Origin of the sequence: Shinella sp. JR1-6, from assembly GCF_004284735.1 — a bacterium.
Lineage (GTDB): Bacteria > Pseudomonadota > Alphaproteobacteria > Rhizobiales > Rhizobiaceae > Shinella.
Map to the genome: position 1 here is coordinate 431,417 of NZ_SHMI01000002.1, position 19,819 is coordinate 451,235.

A 19,819-nucleotide genomic window follows, 5' to 3' on the forward strand; every position below is an offset into this window, starting at 1 on the left:
ACGATGTATCAAGCATCAAAGGAGAGTGCGCATGACCGAAGAACGCCGCTACATGTTGCTGACGGGGGCGAGCCGCGGCATCGGCCATGCGACGGTCAAGCTCTTCCAGGCGAAGGGCTGGCGCATCCTGACCGTCTCCCGCCAGCCCTTTTCCGAGGAGTGCGCCTGGCCGTCCGCGCGTGAAAGCCATATCCAGGCGGACCTTGCCGACCTGACGCAGATCGACCGGCTGGCCGCGACGGTGCGCGAGCGGCTGCCGAACGGCCGGCTGCATGCGCTCGTCAACAATGCCGGCATATCGCCGAAGGGGCCGGGTCGCAGCCGTCTCGGTGTGCTCGATACGGATGCCGACGTCTGGACGCAGGTGCTCAACGTCAATATCGTCTCGACGGCGCTGATCGCCCGCGCACTGATGCCCGAGCTCGAAGCGGCGAAGGGCTCGATCGTCAACGTCACCTCGATCGCGGGTTCGCGCGTGCATCCCTTCGCGGGCGTTGCCTATGCGGCCTCAAAGGCGGCGCTTGCGGCGCTGACGCGCGAGATGGCGCATGAGTTCGGCCGCCGCGGCGTAAGGGCCAATGCGATCGCGCCGGGCGAGATCGAGACCTCGATCCTTTCGCCGGGCACCGATGCACTGGTTGCGGCGGAGGTGCCGATGGGGCGGCTGGGTGAGCCGCGCGAAGTCGCGGAGACCATTCATTTCCTGTGCACCGAGCAATCGTCCTACATCAACGGTGCGGAAATCCACATCAACGGAGGGCAGCACGTCTGACGACCGTCAAGCGGGGAAAATATCCCGTTGACCGGCGAGACCCGGAATGCATCAATCGGCCGTAACGCCCAGGGGAAAGGGTGCGACGACCGGAGAGGCTGCAAGCGCTGATAGGCCAAAGGCCGCGGCGGATCAGCAGTCCGACAGGAGATCGTCATCGGGGCCGGGCCATCCGGTTCCTTCACAAATGAAGAAAAGGGGAGTGCAATGAAGACTGTCTTTAAATCCGGAATGCTCACGGCTGCCGCCATCGTGCTGTCGGCTGGCCTTGCCGCGCCGTCCCTCGCACGCGACCTCACCGTTGTCTCCTGGGGTGGCAACTATCAGGACGCGCAGCGCAACATCTACTTCAAGCCGTTCGCCGAAAAGTCCGGCAAGCCGGTGCTCGACGAGGCCTGGGATGGCGGCATCGGCGTCATCCAGTCGAAGGTCAAGGCCGGCGCGCCGAACTGGGACGCCGTGCAGGTGGAGGCGGAGGAGCTGGCGCTCGGCTGTGCGGATGGCCTCTACGAGAAGATCGACTGGGACAAGATGGGCGGCAAGGACAAGTTCCTCGACAGCGCCGTCAACGACTGTGGCGTCGGCGCGATCGTCTGGTCCACGGCGATCGCCTATGACGGCGACAAGCTGAAGGAAGGCCCGGCCAACTGGGCGGATTTCTGGAACGTCGAAAAGTTCCCGGGCAAGCGCTCGCTGCGCAAGGGGCCGAAATACACGCTGGAATTCGCGCTGCTCGCCGATGGCGTCTCCAAGGACGAGCTCTATGACGTGCTCGGCACGGAAGAGGGCGTCACGCGGGCCTTCAAGAAGCTCGACGAATTGAAGGCGAACATCGTCTGGTGGGAGTCGGGTGCCCAGCCGCTGCAGTTCCTCGCTTCGGGCGAAGTGGCGATGACCTCGGCCTATAATGGCCGCATCACCGGCATCAACCGCACGGAAGGCAAGAACTTCAAGGTCGTCTTCCCCGGCAGCATCTACGCGGTCGACAGCTGGGTCGTGTTGAAGGACGCGGAGAACAAGGACGCCGCGCAGGACTTCATCGCCTTTGCCAGCGAGCCCGACAACCAGGCGAAGCTGCCGGAGTTCGTGGCTTACGGCCTGCCGGTCAAGGAGGCCGCGGCCAAGGTTCCGGCCGAGTTCGCCAAGGACCTGCCGACCGACCCAGCCAACATGACGGACTCGATCGCCCTCAATGTCGACTTCTGGATCGACAATGCGGAAACGCTGACACAGCGCTTCAACGCCTGGCTGGCGCAGTAAGGCTGCCGTTTGCGGGGCGGAACGGCCCCTCATCCCGCTTGCGGCGACCTTCTCCCTGCAAGCGGGGAGAACGCAATCCCCGCAAGGCCCGGGCACAAACAGCCCCGCAGACATGTGTTGAGGAAAACGGTGCAGTACACCTTCTCCCTGCTTGCAGGGAGAAGGTGCCGGCAGGCGGATGAGGGGCGCTTGCCCGCCAGCGACCGTTGTGATGGAGTCATGATCTTGGCCGAATTCATCCGTTTCGACCGCATCACCAAATTCTACGGCCCGCTCTGCGTGGTCGAAAATCTCGATCTCGGCATCGACAAAGGCGAGTTCGTCAGCCTGCTCGGCCCGTCCGGCTCCGGCAAGACGACGCTGCTGATGATGCTCGCCGGTTTCGAACAGCCGACATCGGGCAACATCCTGCTCGACGGCACGGCGATCAACGACGTGCCGACCCACAGGCGCGACATGGGCGTCGTCTTCCAGAGCTACGCGCTTTTCCCGCATATGTCGGTCGGCGAGAACGTCGCCTTTCCGTTGCAGATGCGCGGCATGGGCAAGGCGGAGATCGAGGGGCGCGTCAAGCGGGCGCTGGACATGGTGCAGCTGTCGGCCTTCGCCGACCGTCGTCCCTCGCAGCTTTCCGGCGGCCAGCAACAGCGCGTGGCGCTGTCGCGCGCGCTGGTCTTCGAGCCGCGCGTCGTGCTGATGGACGAGCCGCTCGGCGCGCTCGACAAGCAGTTGCGTGAGCAGATGCAGCTCGATATCCGCGACCTGCACCGCCGGCTCGGCCTGACGATCGTCTTCGTCACGCACGACCAGTCGGAGGCGCTGACCATGTCGGATCGCGTCGCCGTCTTCAACAAGGGCAAGATCGAGCAGATCGGCACGCCGCGGCAGGTCTATGACGAGCCGGCGACGCGTTTCGTCGCCGAATTCATCGGCGAGACCAATCTGGTCGAGGGCGTCGTCGAGGCAGTCGAGGGGGCGGAAGCCACCGTGCGGCTGCCATCTGGCGCGCAGATCGTTTCGGCGGTCTCTGGCAGTGTCGCCTCCGGCCAGCCGGTCTTCCTCTCCATCCGGCCGGAACGGGTCGATCTCAGCGAGACCCGGGGCGATGCGCGCAACTGTCTGGAGACCGAGGTCACCGACAGCGTCTATCAGGGCGATCACCTGCGCGTGCAATTGCAGAACGCCGCCCACCCGCTGATCGCCAAGCTTGGCCGCCGGTCCCGTGAATTCCCGCCGGGCACGCGGGTCTATGCGGGTTTTTCGGCCGGCGATTGCCGGGTCATCGCGCCATGAGCGCGGGCTCCTCCCGGACCGGGCGGTCGCTCCTTCTGCTGGCGCCGCTGCTTCTCTTCCTCGTCGGCTTCTTCGTCTGGCCGCTGATCAGCATGATGTCGCAGGCCGTGTCGGATCCGGCCGTGCTGCGCCTCCTGCCGCGCAGTGCCGAAGTGCTGGCCGACTGGGACCGCGCCTCGCCGCCGACCATGCCCATGCAGGCGGCGCTGATGGAGGACCTGAAGGCCGTCGACGACGACCAGGCACTCGGCGACATGGTGCGTCGCCTCAACAGCGCCCGCTCCGGCTTCCGCACGCTGATGGCGAAGACGACGAGCGCACTGGGCGACACGGCCAACCCGCCCGCCGACCTTGTCTCCATCGATAAACGCTGGGAAAAACCGGAATTCTGGCTGGCGATCGCCGATGCGCTCTCGCCCTACACCGACCGAAACCTGCTCGCCGCCGTCGATCTCGGCCGCAATGCCGCAGGCAGCATAGAACACCTGCCGGCCGACCAGTCCGTCAACCGGGTGATCCTCGTGCGCACCTTCTGGATCGCCGCGCTCGTCACCTTCGCCTGCGCCTGCATCGGTTTTCCCTATGCGATCATCGCCGCCTCGCTGACGGGCTGGAAGCGTGACCTGATGCTCGGCGCCGTACTGCTGCCGCTCTGGACCTCGCTTCTCGTACGTACCGCGGCCTGGTTCATCCTGCTGCAGGAGCAGGGGCTGATCAACGATCTCCTGCGCTGGCTGCGCATCATCGACGCGCCGCTGCCGCTGATCTTCAACCGCACCGGTGTCATCATCGCCATGACCCATGTGCTGCTGCCCTTCATGGTGCTGCCGATCTATTCCGTGCTGATCACCATTCCGAAGAACCTGATGCCGGCCGCCGCCTCGCTCGGCGCGCCGCCCTTGCGGGCGTTCCTGCGCGTGCTTCTGCCGCTGAGCCTGCGTGGTGTCGCTTCCGGCAGCCTGCTCGTCTTCATCTCGGCGATCGGCTACTACATCACCCCGGCGCTGATCGGCGGGCCGGGCGACCAGATGATCTCGTCCATCATCGCCTTTTACGCTACAGGCTCGGCGAACTGGGGCATGGCCGGCGCCCTCGGCGTCGTTTTGCTCGTCGCGACGCTGCTGCTCTACAGCGTCTATGCGCGGCTCTCCTCCGATGAACCGGGGAGGCGCTAGGCCATGTCGATGAAATTCGCCAAGATCACCTTCGCCACGCTGGCGATCCTCTTCCTCGTCGCGCCGCTCATCGCCATCCTGCCGCTCGCCTTCACCTCGAGCGTCATCCTCACCTATCCGATCCCGTCCTGGTCGCTGCGCTGGTTCGAGGAACTGTTCACCGCCGATGCCTGGCGGCGGGCGATCATCAACAGCCTGATCATCGGTACGGGCACGACGCTGCTCGCCACGGTGCTCGGCACGGCCGCCTCGCTCGGACTGCGCAACCGTCTGCTCTTCTTCCGCGGCTCGATGCGCACGTTGTTCCTGTTGCCGATGGTGGTGCCGGCGGTCGTGCTCGGCGTCGGCATGCAGGTGCTGCTCGCGGGTTTCGGCCTGACGAACAGCTATGCCGGCGTCATCATCGCCCATACGGTCGTCGCCGTGCCCTTTGTGGTGGTCAGCGTCACCGGCGCGCTCGCCGGTATCGACGAGCGGGTGGAGCTGGCGGCGCAAAGCCTCGGCGCATCGCCCGCCACCGTCTTCCGGCGCGTGACGCTGCCACTTGCTATGCCCGGCGTGCTCTCCGGCGCGGTGCTCGCCTTCGCGACCTCGCTCGACGAGGTCGTGCTGACGCTCTTCGTCGCCGGCCCCAACCAGCGCACGCTGGCCCGACAGATGTTCTCCAGCATCCGCGAGAATATCAGCCCGGCCATTGCCGCCGCGGCCTTCCTCTTCATCGCCGCGACGGTCGCGATCGGCCTCATCGTGGTGCTGTCGCGCTCCATGCTGGCGAAACGGCGTTAGGCTGTGCGTTTCAGCGTATTGGCCAGAACCTGGTAGATGCGCGGTTCCAGCATGTGCGCCACATTGAAGCGCATGAAGCCGGCGGCGCTCTGCGACACGCTGAAGACGTTGCCGGGGGCCAGCACGACACCCTCGGCAACGGCTGCCTGTGCGATCTCGCTGGAATCCAGCCCCTCCGGCAGCCGGCACCAGAGGTTGAAGCCGCCGCGCGGCTGGAGCCAGGGCGTGATGCCGAGCCGCGAAAGCCGTTCCGCCACCTCGCGCCGGGCGCGCACCAGCTTGCGGCGCAGCTCCTCCATGTGTTTGCGGTAACCACCGCCGGCAAGCATATGGGCGATGATCTCGCTGGACATCGGGCTCGGCCCGCCGAAATTGGTGGCGATCTGCAGATCGACCAGCCCCTCGATCCAGTCCGGCCGTGCGGCGATGTAACCGCAACGCGCCGAGGCGGAGAGTGTCTTGGAGAAACTGCCGATGCGGATGACGCGGTCGAGCCCGTCGAGCGCGGCAAGCCGGGTGGAGGGCTCCGGCTCGAAATCGGCAAAGATGTCGTCTTCGACGATGATCGTCTCGCTGCCGGCAGCAGCGTTTAGCAGCCGGTGCGCCACCTGTGGCGACAGCGTAGCGCCCGTTGGATTGTGGATCGCCGAATTGGTCACATAGAGGCGCGGCCGCTCTGCCGCGAGCACGGCCTCGAAGGCGGCGATGTCGGGGCCCGACGGCGTATAGGGCACGCCGATGACCGTCACCTGATGGGCCTTCAGCAGTGCCTGGAAATTGAAATAGCAGGGGTCGTCCACCAGCACCGTGTCGCCCGGGCGCAGCAGGAAACGGCCGATCAGGTCGAGCGCCTGCGTGCCCGTGCTCGTCAGCATCAGCTGATCCGGCCCTGCGGCAATGCCTTCCTCCGTCAGCCGGCCGAGCAGCAGCCGGCGCAGGAACGAAGAGCCGCGCGTGCTGCCGTAGTAGGCGATGAGATCGCTGTCGCCGCGCGCAAGGCTGCGGATCGCGCGGCGCAGCGCCTCGTCCGGCATCCAGTCCGCCGGCAGCCAGCCGCAGCCGGGCTTGAGCACCACTGTGTCGGCATCGAGCGATTGCCGCGACACCCAGAACGGATCGACCGCACGCGCCTTCGGTGTCGCCGCTTCCGCCAGCTTCAGTGGGGGCAGAGCGCTCTGCGAGACGTAGAAGCCGGAACCGCGCTGCGCCCGGATCAACCCTTCCGCCGCCAATCGGTCATAGGCCTCCACGACGGTGGAGGGCGAGACACCCATGCTCGCGGCGAACCGGCGGATGGAAGGCAACCGATCACCCGGCGTGAGCGCACGGCTGGCGATGCGGTGACCAATGGTCGCCATGACCTCCGAAATGCGCGTGTGCGCTGTTGTGTCAGTCATGATTTCTCATTTTTGTACTGGTTCTCATGCGGGTACAGTTTGGAGAAATTGTACTGCACTGTTTCTGTCTTTTCCAACCTCGCAAGCGTAGGAAAGCAGGATTGTTCCTCTGGAACAAAGCCGTTTCCGCAATGTCAGTCAGGAAGAGGTTTGACGCTCCATGGCAACAGCTCTGCACAGGAAAGGCATGAGATCGATGAGAACATCCATGGAAGGCTGGGGCAGCGGGCTGACCGGCGTCATCATTTTCAGCGGTTCGCTGCCGGCGACCCGCGTGGCGGTGGCGGATTTCTCGCCGCTGTTCCTGACATCGGCGCGCGCGGTCATCGCGGCTCTTCTTGGTGCGGCGCTGCTCCTTGCCCTGCGCCAGCGGAAGCCGTCGCGCGACACGCTCTTTTCGCTGGCGATCGTCGCGCTCGGCGTCGTCGTCGGTTTTCCGCTGCTGACGGCGCTGGCGCTGCAATATGTCACCTCCGCCCATTCCATCGTCTTCGTCGGGCTGCTGCCGCTGGCGACTGCCTTTTTCGGCGTGCTGCGTGGCGGAGAGCGGCCGAAGCCGCTGTTCTGGCTGTTCTCCGGCATCGGCAGCGCTACGGTGGTGGGCTTCGCGCTGAGTTCGGGCGGGGACGTCTCGCTCGTCGGCGACCTGCTGATGGTCGCCGCCATCATCGCCTGTGGTCTGGGCTATGCGGAAGGGGCGAAACTCTCGCGCACGCTCGGCGGCTGGCAGGTCATCTCCTGGGCGCTGATCCTCTCTCTGCCGTTGATGGCGGTGATCGCCCTCTTCTCGCTGCCCGCGACATTCTCCGGTATTGACGGCGCCGCCTGGGCGGGGCTTGCCTATGTCTCGGTCTTCAGCATGTTGATCGGTTTCGTCTTCTGGTATCGGGGCCTTGCGCTTGGCGGCATCGCGGCCGTGGGGCAGCTACAGCTACTCCAGCCCTTCTTCGGTCTCCTGCTTGCCGCCGGCCTGCTGCATGAGCGTGTGAGCCCGTTGATGCTGGTCACGACGCTCGCCATCGTGCTGTGCGTTGCCGGCGCGCGCAAATTCGCGCGGTAGCGAAAGCTGCCCGGGACCGGCAGCCCGCGGCGTTCGGGGAATGGAGGTGGCGGGCGAAATCTGCTATGGCTCTTGCCAGCGGCTCGTGCCTTCGGCGATAGTGTCGGGCGGAACGGCCTGGGAGAGCTGGATGGCGGCAGATGTTCGGACGTCGAAGGAGATGAACGGTGCCCTGGCGCCGAAGGCGCTGCGCGTCGGCTTCATCCTGTCGAAAAGTTTCACCCTGTCCGCCTTCGCGCTGTTCGTCGATACGCTGCGGCTGGCCAGCGACAGCGAGGATCGCTCGCGCCGCGTCCATTGTGACTGGGACGTTTTGAGCAGCACACGCAACTTCATCACCTCCTCGAGCGGCATCCAGGTCGCCCCGACCGCGCCCTTCGCCGATCCCTCCTGTTTCGACTACATTGCCGTCGTCGGCGGTCTCCTGTCGGTGGAAGAGCCCATAGACAGCTATGCCCAGGCCTATCTGCGCAAGGCGGCCCAGGCCGGCGTCGGGCTGATCGGCCTCTGTACGGGCAGCTTCATCCTGGCCGAGGCGGGCCTCCTCAAGGGGCATACGGCCTGCGTCAGCTGGCTGCACCACCGTGATTTCCGCGGCCGTTTTCCCGATATCGAGGCGACGTCGGAGCAGATCTTCCGTTTTGACGGCAAGGTTGCCACCTGTGCCGGCGGCAGCAGCGTCGCCGATCTTGCCGCAACGCTCGTGCGCCACCACGTCGGCGAGGCGGCCGAGCGCAATGCGCTGGAAATCCTGCAGATCCGCCACCGGCGGGATGCGACCGACGTGCAGCCGCGCAATCCGCTCGGCCTTGAAGCCCGCGACCGTCGCGTTCACCTCGCCATCATGATGATGGAACAGCACACCGAGGACCTCCTGTCGATCGACAGCATCGCCACCATGACGGGCGTCTCCCGCCGCCAGCTCGAGCGGCTGTTCGAGGGCGATATGGGGGCTTCGCCGAGTGCGATCTATATGAAGATCCGCATGGCCGCCGCGCTCACCATGGTGATGCGCACCAACAAGCCATTGATCGAGATCGCGCTCGAGACCGGTTTCGAAAGCCTGTCGCACTTCACCCGCCGCTTCCGTGCCGCCTTCGGCGATACGCCCTCGCAGATCCGCCGCGACGGCCGCCGCCAGGCGGGCTGAGAGGCAAAACGCCCGGCCGCCGGGAACCAAGCCGCGCGAAAACCGTTCGGTCTCTATTGCTGACAAGAGACTGTAACGGGAGACCGCAATGGCAAGCACCAACGACGTCCAATCCCAGATTTCCGCCCTGCGCGCAGAGATCGCCCAGCTCCAGAAGGACCTTGGCGAGCGTGGCAGCGAAGCCTATGAGACCATCCGCGACCGCGCCGGGAATGCCGTGGAGGCTGCTCGCCCGGCCGTTCGTTCGGCAACGAAATATGTGCGCAACGAAGGTGCTGCCGTTGCGCAGGCGGCGCGCGAGCATCCCGCGGCACTCTCCACGGTCGTCTTGACCGCAGGCCTTGCCGGTGTCGTCCTCGGCTATCTGCTCGGCTCGCTTGAAAGCGAACCGCCGCGCCGGCAGCGCTGGTTCTGAGCCGACAAAAGCCCGGCTTGGCCGGGCTTTTTCATGCTGTGAGGAAACGGGGGCAAGACGCGGGTTTCCCTGGTTTTCCTCGTATCCCCGGGCACGCATGTCACCGGTGGCGAAGACCGAAGAGATAACCGATGAAGGCGGCGCCGGCCAGCGCGGCGAGCGGGTTGGCCTGAATGGTCTGGCGCACCTCGTCACGCAGCGATTCCGCCTTTGCGACCGCCAGCTGGCCGGTTCCTTCGGCGATCAGCCCTGCGGATTCCTTCAGCCGGCTGATTTCCGCCTTCAGGGCCTCGATCTGCTCGTTCACCGTCGCTTCCGCCGCTGCCGCGCGGGCGTCTTCCGAAATGCTGTCGCGCCCCTCAACGACGCCGAGCGTACGCTTTCCGGTGCTCTTTTCGTCAGCCATGGACATGTCTCCTGGATTTGATGGAATGGCGAAAGGAAGAACTTTTGCCGCGCCACTTGGTTCCCACCGATGATTCAAACTGTGATCTTTCCGGCGCGATCAGGCGATTGACTCTTACAGAATTTGAGAACAAAAAGAGAACATATAGCCTTTCAACCGGGAGCCGCCAAGCCGATGTCCGCCTCCGCCCATGCCGTTGTCGCGGACCTGCGCGACCGCATCCGGCAGTTCGACGGCCGCGCCCAGCGCGACCGGGCGGTGCTGCCCTTCGGTGTGCCCGAAATCGACGAGCGGCTGCCGGGCGGCGGGCTGGCGCTGGCCAGCCTGCACGAGATCTGCGGTGGCGGTGACGATGCCGTCGAGGCCAGCGCCGCCATGCTCTTTGCCGCCGGCATCGCCGCGCGCACCAAGGGGCAGGTGCTCTGGTGCCTGACGCGGCCCGATCTTTTCGCGCCGGCGCTGGCGCAGGCGGGGCTTGCGCCGGGCCGTGTCCTCTATGTGGAGGCGGGTGACGAGAAGAGCCTGCTCCTCTGTTTCGAAGAGGGGCTGCGCCATGGCGGGCTCGGGGCCGTCGTTGCCGAGGTGGCGCGCCTGTCGATGACCGCCTCGCGCCGCCTGCAGCTTGCCGCGGAGGCCGGCGGCACGCTCGGTCTTGCCCTGCGCCGCTTCCGCCACCGCAAGGAGACGGAGGTCCTTGCGCAGCCCTCCGCCGCGGTGACGCGCTGGCGGGTCTATATGCGGCCCTCCGTTTCCCTTCCCGTGCCCGGCATCGGCCGGGCGCAATGGCTGCTGAAACTGGCCCGTTGCCGGGCCGGCGAGGCGGCGGACTTTGATGTGGAGGCCACCGATGCCGAGGGTCGTATCGCTTTTTCTTCCCGGCTGGCCGATCGATCGCCTGCGGCGGGCGCTCGGCACTTCGGCGCCGCCGCCGGATAGCCGGCTCGTGCTTGTCGGCCGTGACGGGGCGCGCCGCATCCTGACGGCGGTGAGCCGGCCGGCCGAGCAGGCGGGCCTGCGCGTCGGCATGCCGCTCACCAAGGCCCATGCGCTGCTGCCCGGGGTTCTCACCATGCCGGCCGACCCCGTGGCCGATGCCGCCGCCTTGGGCCGCCTCGCGCTCTGGGCGATGCAGCACTATGCACCCATCGTCGCCCCGGACGCGCCCGACGGTCTCGTTATCGATACGACCGGTGCCGATCACCTGCATGGCGGCGAAGCGCACATGCTGACCGGCCTCGTCAATCGTCTTGCCGCCTCCGGCATCTTTGCCCGCGCCGCCATCGCCGACAGCTGGGGCGCGGCCCATGCCGCCGCCCGCTTCCTCGCCGATCCTGTCTGTATCATTCCGCCGGGCAGGGCAGGTGAGGCCGTGTCGCCCCTGCCGGTCACGGGATTGCGGATAGCGCCGGAAACGGTGGCTGGTCTCCACGTGCTCGGCTTCTCTACGATCGGTGAGGTGCTGGCCGTGCCGCGCGCGCCGCTCGTCCTGCGCTTCGGCTCGCTTCTCGGCCGCCGGCTCGACCAGCTCCAGGGCCGGATTTCGGAACCCGTCGATCCGCTGCGCGACCCGGAGCTCGTCACCGTCCGGAAGGTTTTCGGCGAGCCGATCGGCGCACCCGAAACCATCGCGCGCTACACGGCCAGCCTCGTGCACGATCTCTGTGCGGCGCTGGAAAAACGCGGTCTCGGTGCCCGCCGGCTCGATCTCCTCTTCCATCGTGTCGACAATTCTCTCCAGGCGATCCGTATCGGCACGGCACGGGCCGTGCGCGACGAAAGACAACTCATCCGTCTCCTGACGGACCGTCTCGAGACGATCGATCCCGGCTTCGGCATCGAGATCATGGACCTGACCGCGACGCTGGCCGAACCGCTCGTCCTGCAGCAGGCCGTCTCCTCCCTGATCGAGGCGGAGGAAGCGGACCTTGCCGGCCTTGTTGACGTGATCGTCAACCGCATCGGTGCCGCGCGCCTCTACCGCATCGCCCCGGTCGAAAGCGACGTGCCGGAACGTTCCTTCCGCCGCATTCCGCCGCTTTCGCCCGAAACCGGGGTGACCTGGCCAAGCCGCTGGCCGCGTCCTGCGCGCCTTCTGGCCCGGCCGGAGCCGGTCGAGGTCATGGCGCTCCTGCCCGACCATCCGCCCGCCTCCTTCACCTGGCGGGGCGTGCGGCGGCTGGTCAAGCGGGCCGATGGGCCGGAGCGCATCTTCGGCGAATGGTGGAAGCGCGATGCGGAACTGGCGGCCGTGCGGGATTATTTCCAGGTGGAAGACGCCGAGGGAGCGCGCTTCTGGCTCTTCCGCTCCGGCAATGAAGAGCAGGCGGCAAGCGGGGCCGGTCGCTGGTTCCTGCACGGGATTTTCGCATGAAACCGCGATATGCCGAGCTTCAGGTTACATCCCATTTCTCGTTCCTGCGCGGGGCGAGCAGCTGTGCGGACCTGTTCGCGCAGGCGAGCGCCCTCGGTATCGAGGCGCTGGCCGTCGTCGATCGCAACAGCCTTGCCGGCGTCGTCCAGGCCTTCAAGGCGTCGTGCGAGCTTCCGGAGGATGTTCCGCCGGTGCGGCTGGTGGTCGGGTGCCGGCTCGACCTTGTCGATGGCATGTCGCTGCTTGTCTACCCGACCGACCGCGCCGCCTATGGCCGTCTCTGCCGCCTGCTCACCATCGGCAAGAAGAAGGCCGGCAAGGGCAAGTGCCATCTCGACTGGTCCGACGTCGTCGACTGGAACGAGGGCCTTCTTGCCGTGCTGGTGCCCGACGAGGCGGACGAGACCGCCGCCTTTCATCTGCGTCGCCTGCGCGAGCATTTCAGGGGCCGCTGCTATCTCGCCCTCACGCTCCGCCGCCGGCCGAACGACCAGCTGCGATTGTTCGACCTCTCCAACCTCGCCGCCCGCCATGGCGTTCCCACCGTCGTCACCAATGATGTGCTCTACCACGAACCCGCCCGGCGCATGCTGCAGGACATCGTCACCTGCATCCGCCACAACGTCGCCATCGACAATGCCGGCTTCCTGCGTGAACGTCATGCCGATCGCTATCTGAAGCCGCCGGAGGAAATGCACCGGCTTTTCAAGCGCTATCCGGAGGCGCTGCGGCGGACGCTGGAGATTGTCGAACGCTGCCGGTTCTCGCTGGCCGAGCTGAAGTACCAGTATCCGGACGAGAAGGAATATTCGCATCTGACGCCGCAGGAAGCGCTTGAGAAATATACCTGGGAGGGGGCGGCCAGGCGCTATCCCGGCGGCGTGCCGGAGACGGTGCGCGACAAGCTTCTCTACGAATTGCGGCTCATCGAGAAGATGGAATACGCGCCCTATTTCCTCACCGTGAATTCCATCGTCCACCATGCCCGCAACCTGCCGGTCCCGATCCTCTGCCAGGGTCGGGGATCGGCTGCAAACAGCGCCGTCTGTTTCGTCCTTGGGATCACGGCGATCGACCCGATGGAGAATGGCAGCCTTCTCTTCGAGCGCTTCGTCTCGGAACAGCGCGGCGAGCCGCCCGATATCGACGTGGATTTCGAGCACGAGCGCCGGGAGGAAGTGATCCAGTGGATCTACGATACCTACGGTACGGACCGCTCCGCACTCTGCGCCACCGTCATCCGTTATCGCTCGCGCGCGGCCATGCGGGATGTCGGACGCGCGCTCGGCATGCCGGAGGACGTGTTGAAGGCACTCTCTTCGCAAGTCTGGGGCTGGTCGCACGACTTGCCGCAAGGCCATGCCAATGCGGTCGGGCTCAATGTGGATGACCGCCGTATCCGGCTGCTGTTCGAGCTCGCCCGCCAGTTGCTCAACGCGCCGCGCCACCTCTCGCAGCATCCCGGCGGTTTCGTGCTGACCCGCGACCGGCTGGATGATCTCGTGCCGATCGAGCCGGCGGCGATGGATGCGCGCCAGGTGATCGAGTGGGACAAGGACGACATCGAGTATCTCAACTTCATGAAGGTGGACGTGCTGGCGCTCGGCATGCTCACCTGCATGCGCCGCGCCTTCGACTTCCTGCAAGAGCACAAGGGCGAGAGCTATACGCTGGCCACCATCCCCGCGGGCGATGCCGCGACCTACGAGATGATTTCAAAGGCCGACACGATCGGCACTTTTCAGATCGAGAGCCGGGCGCAGATGTCCATGCTGCCGCGCCTCAAGCCGAAGGAATTTTATGACATCGTCATCCAGGTGGCGATCGTGCGGCCGGGGCCGATCCAGGGGGACATGGTGCATCCCTATCTGCGGCGGCGGCAGGGTTTGGAGAAGGTGGAATATCCCAAGGCTGCTTTCGAGAAGGTCCTCAAAAGAACCCTCGGCGTGCCGCTGTTTCAGGAGCAGGCGATGCAGGTGGCGATCGAATGCGCCGGCTTCGAGCCAGGCCGGGCCGATCAACTCCGCCGCGCTATGGCGACCTTCAAGCAAACGGGTGGCGTGGACAAGTTCCGGGACGAATTGACCAATGGCATGGTTGGCAAAGGATACACCCGTGACTTTGCCGAACGAATGTGCCGCCAGCTCGAAGGGTTCGGCTCCTATGGTTTCCCGGAGAGCCATGCCTACAGTTTCGCGATCATCGCCTATGCCTCTGCCTGGATGAAGTGCCATCACCCGGAGATCTTCTGCGCGGCCCTGCTCAATTCCCAGCCGATGGGATTTTACGCCCCGGCGCAGATCGTGCGCGATGCACGCGAGCATGGGGTGGAGGTGCGGCCGGTCTGTGTCAATGCCAGCCGCTGGGATTGCACGCTGGAGCCGGCAGAGGCGGGGCGCCTTGCTGTTCGACTCGGATTACGGCTTGTGAAGGGCCTTGATAACAAGGAGATGGCCAGATTTGTTGCGGAAAGAGGTGAGGAGCCGTTTGCCTCTGTCGATGATCTGTGGCGCCGCACCAAGCTGGCATCCGACACGCTGGTGCGGCTCGCCGAGGCGGATACCTTCCGGCCGTCGCTCGCGCTCTCCCGCCGCGAGGCGCTCTGGGCTCTTCGTGGTTTGCGGGACGAGCCGCTCCCGCTGTTTTCCGCGGCGGCCGAGCGGGAGGCCGCGGTCGTGCCGGAATTGACGGAGCCGGTGGTGACGCTGCGGCCCATGGTGGCGGGCGGCGAGGTGGTGGAAGACTATGGCCGCGTCGGCCTGACGCTCCGGGCCCATCCGGTCAGCTTCCTGCGGGAGAGCCTTGCGCGCCGCCGCCTGCTTTCCTGCGCCGATGCGACGCGGCTTCGCGACCGCCAGAAAGTCGAGACGGCCGGTATCGTGCTCGTCCGCCAGCAGCCGGGCTCGGCCAAGGGCGTCATCTTCGTGACGATGGAGGACGAGACGGGCATTGCCAATCTGGTTGTCTGGCGCAAGGTTTTCCTCGCCTATCGTCCCATCGTGATGAGTGCGCCGATGATCGCCGTCAAAGGATATATCCAGCGGGAGGGGGAGGTGGTGCACATCGTCGCGCAGCACCTCACCGATCTTTCGGCCGACTTCGCCACCATCGGCCGGCGTGGCGATGCGGCCCAGCCGGAAACCCGCGAGGCAGTGCAGACCATCCGCGTCAAATCCCGCGACTTTCATTAGGAAACTCGCACAAGCCGATGATAAACAGGGATTTTTTGATGGAAGTGGTCGCTCCTCTACATGAAGTCGCGCGGGATCGCCCGTTCGAACGTCTTCTCGAAGATCTGCACCTCCCCCTCATAGGCGCGCACGCTGGCCGAGATCAGCCAGTCCGTCGCCGTGCAGGCGATGGTCGCGGTCGAGAGGGTGCGCACGAACCAGCCGGGGCGTTGCATGTCGCAGGTCCAGACCGCGGTGCCGGTCATCGAAAGCGGATCGTTTTCGGCGATCGACCAGAGTTCGTCGCGCAGCTGGCGGGTGGCAAGGCCCGTGCCGGGGTGCTCGTAGAGGCCGGTGTCCTCGTAGATCGTATATTCGGTGAGGCCGTTCGTCAGGTCGCGCTCGACCCCGCGGGCGGTCTCGGCGGGGGCAAGTTCGGTATATTTCGGCAGCGGGTCGGAATTGGCCGGTTCGGGGAGTGCGATGACCCGGTGGGCGCCGAGCTTCGGCAGGGCGAGGCCGAGCGAGGCGAGATCGATCGTCACGCCGGCATTCGTCGGCGGCGGCAGCACCATCGGCCAGTAGGAGGTCGAGAGCGACAGGCGGATGCGATGTCCGGCGCGGAAACGGTAGCCCATGGCGTCGAGCATGAGACGGACATGGACTTTTTTGCCCCTCGGCATCGCCTTCGGTTCGGCGTTGCCGTCGCGGTGGGCGAGGTTGAGCACGCCGAAGGTGACGCGCGTCGCCGTTCCGTCCGGATGCAGATCGACGAGGCGGGCGCAGAGATTGGCGATATCGGCGTCCGTTGCGATGTCGAGTTCCAGAACGGGCTGGCCGAGGAAGTCTTCGGCTACCGTGAGCGGCGCGGTTTCGATCACCAGCGAGCCGGCGTCATCGAGGCGCTGGTCGAGCGCCATCTCCGCATCCGGCTTCAGCGTAAACCATTCGCCGGCCATGATGCCGGTGTCGAGCGGGGATTTCAGCGCGCGGTCGTGGCCGCTGGCGCCGGCGATCGGCATGCCGGGGGTGAGGGCGCCGTATTGCTCGACGTAGAAGGTCGCCATGTCGGGCGCCTCCCAGCGATCCTTGGCGATCCAGAAGCCGGGGTCGGCCTCGCGGCGGAGCGCCGGGCGGGCGGCGTCCTGGATATAGGCGCGCACCTGCGGTGTTTCCTCCGCCCCGTTCTCTTCGCCGCGCAGCCAGCGGTTCCACCAGGCGATGGCTTCCGCATGGAAATCCATGCGCGGCTTCGGCCAGGCGAAGTGCGGATATTTATGCACCCAAGGGCCGATCAGCGCCTTGGCCTTGTCGCCGAGACCCTCGGCGGCCTTCAGCGGCGTGCTGCGATAGCCGTCCGCCCAGCCGGCGATGACGAGGGCTGGCACCGGGAAGCCGGCGAAATCCTCGCAAATGGAGCCGTGCTTCCAGAAGGCGTCGCGGCGCTGGTGCTGCAGCCATTCCTCCAGGAAGAAGGGTTCGTTCTCCAGCCGCTCCAGCCACATCGCCTTCCAGCGTTCGCCGACGATGGCAGGGTCGGGCGAGCGGGACTGATAGGCGAGCATGGTGGCGGCCCAGGAAAGCTGGGCCGAAAGATGCGTGCCGTTCTTGTAGTGGATGTCGTCGTTGTAGCGATCTACGGTGGAGGCGATGGAGATGACGGCCTTCAGCGCCGGCGGCTTCAGGGCGGCGACCTGAAGGCAGTTGAAGCCGCCCCAGGAGATGCCCATCATGCCGACCGATCCGTTCGACCAGGGCTGCGCCGCAATCCACGCGATCAGTTCGCAGGCATTGGCGAGCTCCAGCGGGGTATATTCGCCGTCGATGACGCCGTCGGATTCGCCGGAGCCGCGGATATCGACGCGCACGCCGGCAATGCCGGCGGCGGCGAAGACGGGATAGGTCGATTCATCGCGCGGGCTCGTGCCGTCGCGCTTGCGGTAGGGCAGGAATTCGAAGACGGCGGGTACGGGATCCGCCTCCGCGCCGTCCGGCATCCAGATGCGTGCAGCCAGCCGGGTGCCGTCGGTAAGCGTGATCCACTGGTTTTCGATGACGGTGAAGGGGCGATCGGTCATGGACGGTCCGTTCTGAGGAGGGCGCGGCAAGAAGCATTGCCTCGAGCATGCCCGATTTTCACGCGGGGCGTCGAGCCGGATGCGACCTTTGCCCCCGCCAAATCGTCAAATGTAGTAAAACTACAAAACTGAAAGTTTGCGAGATTTTTATGTTGCAAAATTTCAGATTCTCCCTCTAACTGCGCCCACGAAGCCGCGCATAGCAGGACAAACCGGCGCGCTTTCGATTTGGGAGGAGTGAATGGTGAACACGATCTTATGGCGCTCTGCCGCCGCTGCCGCGCTGTCGCTCGGCATGATGGCGGGCATCGGCGCCGCCAATGCAGCCGAACTGGTCTTCTGGTCGATGTGGAACGAGCCCGAGCCGCAGGCCGCCGCTCTGCGCAAGGTCATGGACAACTATACCAAGGCGAACCCGGACACGACCTTCAAGGTTGTCTGGAACGGTCGCCAGAACCAGACCAAGCTGCGCGCGGCACTTCAGGCCGGCACGCAGGTCGACTTTGCCGACCAGGATGGCGACCAGCTGGCTGGCGGTTTGCAGAAGGAAGGGCTTGGCTACGAGATCGCGGCGGACCTTGGCGATACGAAAGCAGCCCTCCTGCCCGGCGTGCTCGATCTCTACGCCACCGGCGGCAAGATCGTTCAGGTTCCCTACATCTACAACACCGTCAACATCTGGTACAACAAGGAGATGATGACCGAGGCCGGCGGTAGCGTTCCGCAGACCCTCGACGAGCTCTTCACCCTGTGCGGCAAGCTGAAGGAAAGCGGCAAGCATGCGCTGGTGACCGAGGGCAATGTCGGCTTCTATCAGGTGCTGTACTTCTCGCATCTCCTGTCGCGCGCCAAGGGCTCGGATGCCATGATCAAGGCCTTCGAGGTCAAGGACGGCTCGGGCTGGTCCGATCCGGCCGTGCTCGAGGCTGCAAAGACGGCCCGCAAGTTCTGGGATGCCGGCTGCATCGCGGAAGATGCGCGCGGTTTCCAGTATCCGGCCGGCCAGCAGACGATCGCACTCGGTGACACGATGGGCGAACTCGTCGGCTCCTGGCTTCCGACGGAGCTGACGGAGACGGCCGGTGCCGATTTCCCTTGGGTGCCTTCAATTTCCCGGCCGTTGCGGGCGGTGCCGGCAAGGTGACGGATATCGAGGTCGGCCTCGTGTCAGTGATGGTTCTGAAGAATTCGCCGAACGCCAAGGAGGCTGCCGGTTTCGTCAATTATCTCCTCAGTGAGGAGGCGCAGTCGATCCTCGTTGCCGATGGCGGCGTTGGCGTGGTGCGTGATGGCGTCGAATGGCCACCGGTGCTGGCGGATGCCTATGCCTCGGCGAAGAACGCGACGGCACTTTCCGGCTTTGGCGGCGGTCTCGGCGTCTCCTATCCGGAATTCAACGCGACGGTGCTGACGCCTGAATTCAGTAAGATGTTCCTCGGCCAGTCCACGCCGGAGGATTTCGTCAAGGTCCTCGTCGAGCGGACCAAGGCTCATTGGGCAAGCTAGCAATAAGGCCCTTGCAGCAAGCCGGGGCGATGCGCCTGCGCCGCCCCGGCCGGCCTTGTGACGATCAAACATCTTGCCCAATGGAGACGACGCGATGATGAGGCGACGCATGGTGGTGGCGTTTTTGGCGCCCGCCCTCATCCTCTATCTCGGCCTGCTGATCTTTCCGGCGCTGCAGGCCTTCTATCTCAGCCTGTTCAAGACATCAGGCTTCGGCGACACGCCGGTCTGGGTCGGGCTCGGCAACTATACGCGTCTCCTCGCCGATCCGATCTTCTGGCAGGCGCTGCGCAACATGTCGCTGATCATGGTCGTGGGTGGCATCGCCACCTTCGGGCTCGCCTTTGTCTTCACCATGCTCCTGAATTCGGGGCTGTGGGGCAAGAAACTGTTTCGCGCGCTGATCTTCCTGCCGAACATCATCGCGGTCGTCGCGATCACGACCTTCTGGTCCTTCGTCTTCATGCCGCGCTACGGCCTGTTGACCAGCCTCCTGAAGGCGCTCGGCCTCACGGGACTTGCCTCCATCTCCTGGACGGCGCCGGAGAACGTCTTCTTCGCCATGATGGTCGGTCTCGTTTGGATCTCGGCGGGCTTCTACACGATCCTCATCCTCGCCGGTGCGGACAAGGTGCCGATCGACATGTATGAGGCCGCACGGCTCGAGGGTGCGAGCACCTTTCAGATCTTCCGCCTCATCACCCTGCCGATGATCTGGGACGTCATCCTGATCACGCTGGTGCTGTGGTCGATCCATGCCATCAAGATCGTCGAGTTCCCCTACGCTTTCGGTGGCCCGAACATCGACCAGAACCTCTATACGCCCGCGATCTACCTCTACATCATGGGTTTCGGCCAGCGTGAACCGGTCTATGCGCTCGGCTATTCGACCGCCATCGGCGTCGCGCTCTTCTTCCTGACCCTCGTCACGATCGTGCTGCTGCGCGTCGTCTTCAAGCGCGAACGTGTGGAGTATTGAG

General features: G+C 65.4%; 17 protein-coding genes. 14 read left to right on the top strand and 3 right to left on the bottom strand.

All coding sequences use genetic code 11. The features are described 5' to 3' along the window. Nucleotides 1-31 precede the first annotated feature (31 nt). From EXZ48_RS04645 to EXZ48_RS04665, 5 genes are all read left to right on the top strand, one after another. Complete coding sequence (locus EXZ48_RS04645) at nucleotides 32-772, top strand: SDR family NAD(P)-dependent oxidoreductase (protein ID WP_023514359.1); 741 nt, start codon at nucleotides 32-34, stop codon at nucleotides 770-772. Between the two features lie 231 nt (nucleotides 773-1,003). Beyond that, complete coding sequence (locus EXZ48_RS04650) at nucleotides 1,004-2,032, top strand: ABC transporter substrate-binding protein (RefSeq protein WP_245461950.1); 1,029 nt, start codon at nucleotides 1,004-1,006, stop codon at nucleotides 2,030-2,032. A 219-nt stretch (nucleotides 2,033-2,251) separates the two neighbouring features. Continuing rightward, nucleotides 2,252-3,325 carry an ABC transporter ATP-binding protein gene (locus tag EXZ48_RS04655; protein WP_051758796.1) on the top strand — a complete coding sequence of 358 codons (1,074 nt, stop codon included), beginning with the start codon at nucleotides 2,252-2,254 and terminating at the stop codon, nucleotides 3,323-3,325. After that, nucleotides 3,322-4,500, top strand: a complete 1,179-nt coding sequence (locus EXZ48_RS04660) for an ABC transporter permease (RefSeq protein ID WP_130514487.1) — start codon at nucleotides 3,322-3,324, stop codon at nucleotides 4,498-4,500. The genes EXZ48_RS04655 and EXZ48_RS04660 overlap by 4 nt, the downstream gene beginning before the upstream one ends. A 3-nt stretch (nucleotides 4,501-4,503) precedes the next feature. Then, nucleotides 4,504-5,286: an ABC transporter permease gene (locus tag EXZ48_RS04665; RefSeq protein WP_023514355.1), complete on the top strand. Its 783-nt coding sequence runs from the start codon at nucleotides 4,504-4,506 to the stop codon at nucleotides 5,284-5,286. Here the strand turns inward: EXZ48_RS04665 and EXZ48_RS04670 are convergent. Then, a complete protein-coding gene (locus EXZ48_RS04670; protein ID WP_130514488.1) occupies nucleotides 5,283-6,683 on the bottom strand; it encodes a PLP-dependent aminotransferase family protein in 1,401 nt (466 codons plus the stop codon). The two genes, EXZ48_RS04665 and EXZ48_RS04670, sit on opposite strands and share 4 nt — an antisense overlap. 196 nt (nucleotides 6,684-6,879) lie before the next feature. Between EXZ48_RS04670 and EXZ48_RS04675 the strand changes: the two genes are divergently transcribed. From EXZ48_RS04675 to EXZ48_RS04685, 3 genes are all read left to right on the top strand, one after another. Continuing rightward, a complete protein-coding gene (locus tag EXZ48_RS04675; protein ID WP_037409247.1) occupies nucleotides 6,880-7,743 on the top strand; it encodes a DMT family transporter in 864 nt (287 codons plus the stop codon). A gap of 130 nt (nucleotides 7,744-7,873) precedes the next feature. Beyond that, nucleotides 7,874-8,893, top strand: a complete 1,020-nt coding sequence (locus EXZ48_RS04680; protein WP_023514352.1) for a GlxA family transcriptional regulator — start codon at nucleotides 7,874-7,876, stop codon at nucleotides 8,891-8,893. Nucleotides 8,894-8,981: 88 nt separating this feature from the next. Next, nucleotides 8,982-9,308, top strand: coding sequence for a hypothetical protein (locus EXZ48_RS04685; protein WP_023514351.1), 327 nt, complete (start codon nucleotides 8,982-8,984; stop codon nucleotides 9,306-9,308). 100 nt (nucleotides 9,309-9,408) lie between these two features. On the opposite strand, the gene EXZ48_RS04690 is transcribed toward EXZ48_RS04685, so the two are convergent. Continuing rightward, the gene (locus EXZ48_RS04690; protein WP_023514350.1) at nucleotides 9,409-9,714 is read right to left on the bottom strand and encodes a hypothetical protein; all 306 of its coding nucleotides are present in this window, start codon (nucleotides 9,712-9,714) and stop codon (nucleotides 9,409-9,411) included. Between the two features lie 174 nt (nucleotides 9,715-9,888). Between EXZ48_RS04690 and EXZ48_RS04695 the strand changes: the two genes are divergently transcribed. The 3 genes from EXZ48_RS04695 to EXZ48_RS04705 are packed head-to-tail and all read left to right on the top strand — an operon-like array spanning nucleotide 9,889 to nucleotide 15,276. Next, a complete protein-coding gene (locus EXZ48_RS04695; RefSeq protein WP_130514489.1) occupies nucleotides 9,889-10,650 on the top strand; it encodes an ImuA family protein in 762 nt (253 codons plus the stop codon). After that, nucleotides 10,562-12,085, top strand: a complete 1,524-nt coding sequence (locus EXZ48_RS04700) for a DUF6504 family protein (protein ID WP_130514490.1) — start codon at nucleotides 10,562-10,564, stop codon at nucleotides 12,083-12,085. The genes EXZ48_RS04695 and EXZ48_RS04700 overlap by 89 nt, the downstream gene beginning before the upstream one ends. After that, nucleotides 12,082-15,276, top strand: a complete 3,195-nt coding sequence (locus tag EXZ48_RS04705) for an error-prone DNA polymerase (protein WP_130514491.1) — start codon at nucleotides 12,082-12,084, stop codon at nucleotides 15,274-15,276. The genes EXZ48_RS04700 and EXZ48_RS04705 overlap by 4 nt, the downstream gene beginning before the upstream one ends. A gap of 56 nt (nucleotides 15,277-15,332) precedes the next feature. Here EXZ48_RS04705 and EXZ48_RS04710 read toward each other — a convergent pair whose 3' ends face one another. Beyond that, nucleotides 15,333-17,333, bottom strand: coding sequence for a CocE/NonD family hydrolase (locus EXZ48_RS04710; protein ID WP_130514492.1), 2,001 nt, complete (start codon nucleotides 17,331-17,333; stop codon nucleotides 15,333-15,335). A gap of 241 nt (nucleotides 17,334-17,574) precedes the next feature. Between EXZ48_RS04710 and EXZ48_RS35745 the strand changes: the two genes are divergently transcribed. The 3 genes from EXZ48_RS35745 to EXZ48_RS04725 all read left to right on the top strand — a co-directional run bounded on the left by EXZ48_RS35745 (nucleotide 17,575) and on the right by EXZ48_RS04725 (nucleotide 19,818). Continuing rightward, nucleotides 17,575-18,477, top strand: a complete 903-nt coding sequence (locus EXZ48_RS35745) for an ABC transporter substrate-binding protein (RefSeq protein ID WP_130514493.1) — start codon at nucleotides 17,575-17,577, stop codon at nucleotides 18,475-18,477. After that, on the top strand, nucleotides 18,429-18,839 hold the full coding sequence (locus EXZ48_RS35750) for an extracellular solute-binding protein (RefSeq protein ID WP_165909276.1): 411 nt from the start codon (nucleotides 18,429-18,431) through the stop codon (nucleotides 18,837-18,839). Before EXZ48_RS35745 ends, EXZ48_RS35750 begins: the two co-directional genes overlap by 49 nt. Before the next feature lie 94 nt (nucleotides 18,840-18,933). After that, nucleotides 18,934-19,818 (top strand): carbohydrate ABC transporter permease, encoded by an 885-nt coding sequence (locus tag EXZ48_RS04725; RefSeq protein WP_081870758.1) that lies wholly within the window; start codon nucleotides 18,934-18,936, stop codon nucleotides 19,816-19,818. Nucleotide 19,819 lies beyond the last annotated feature (1 nt).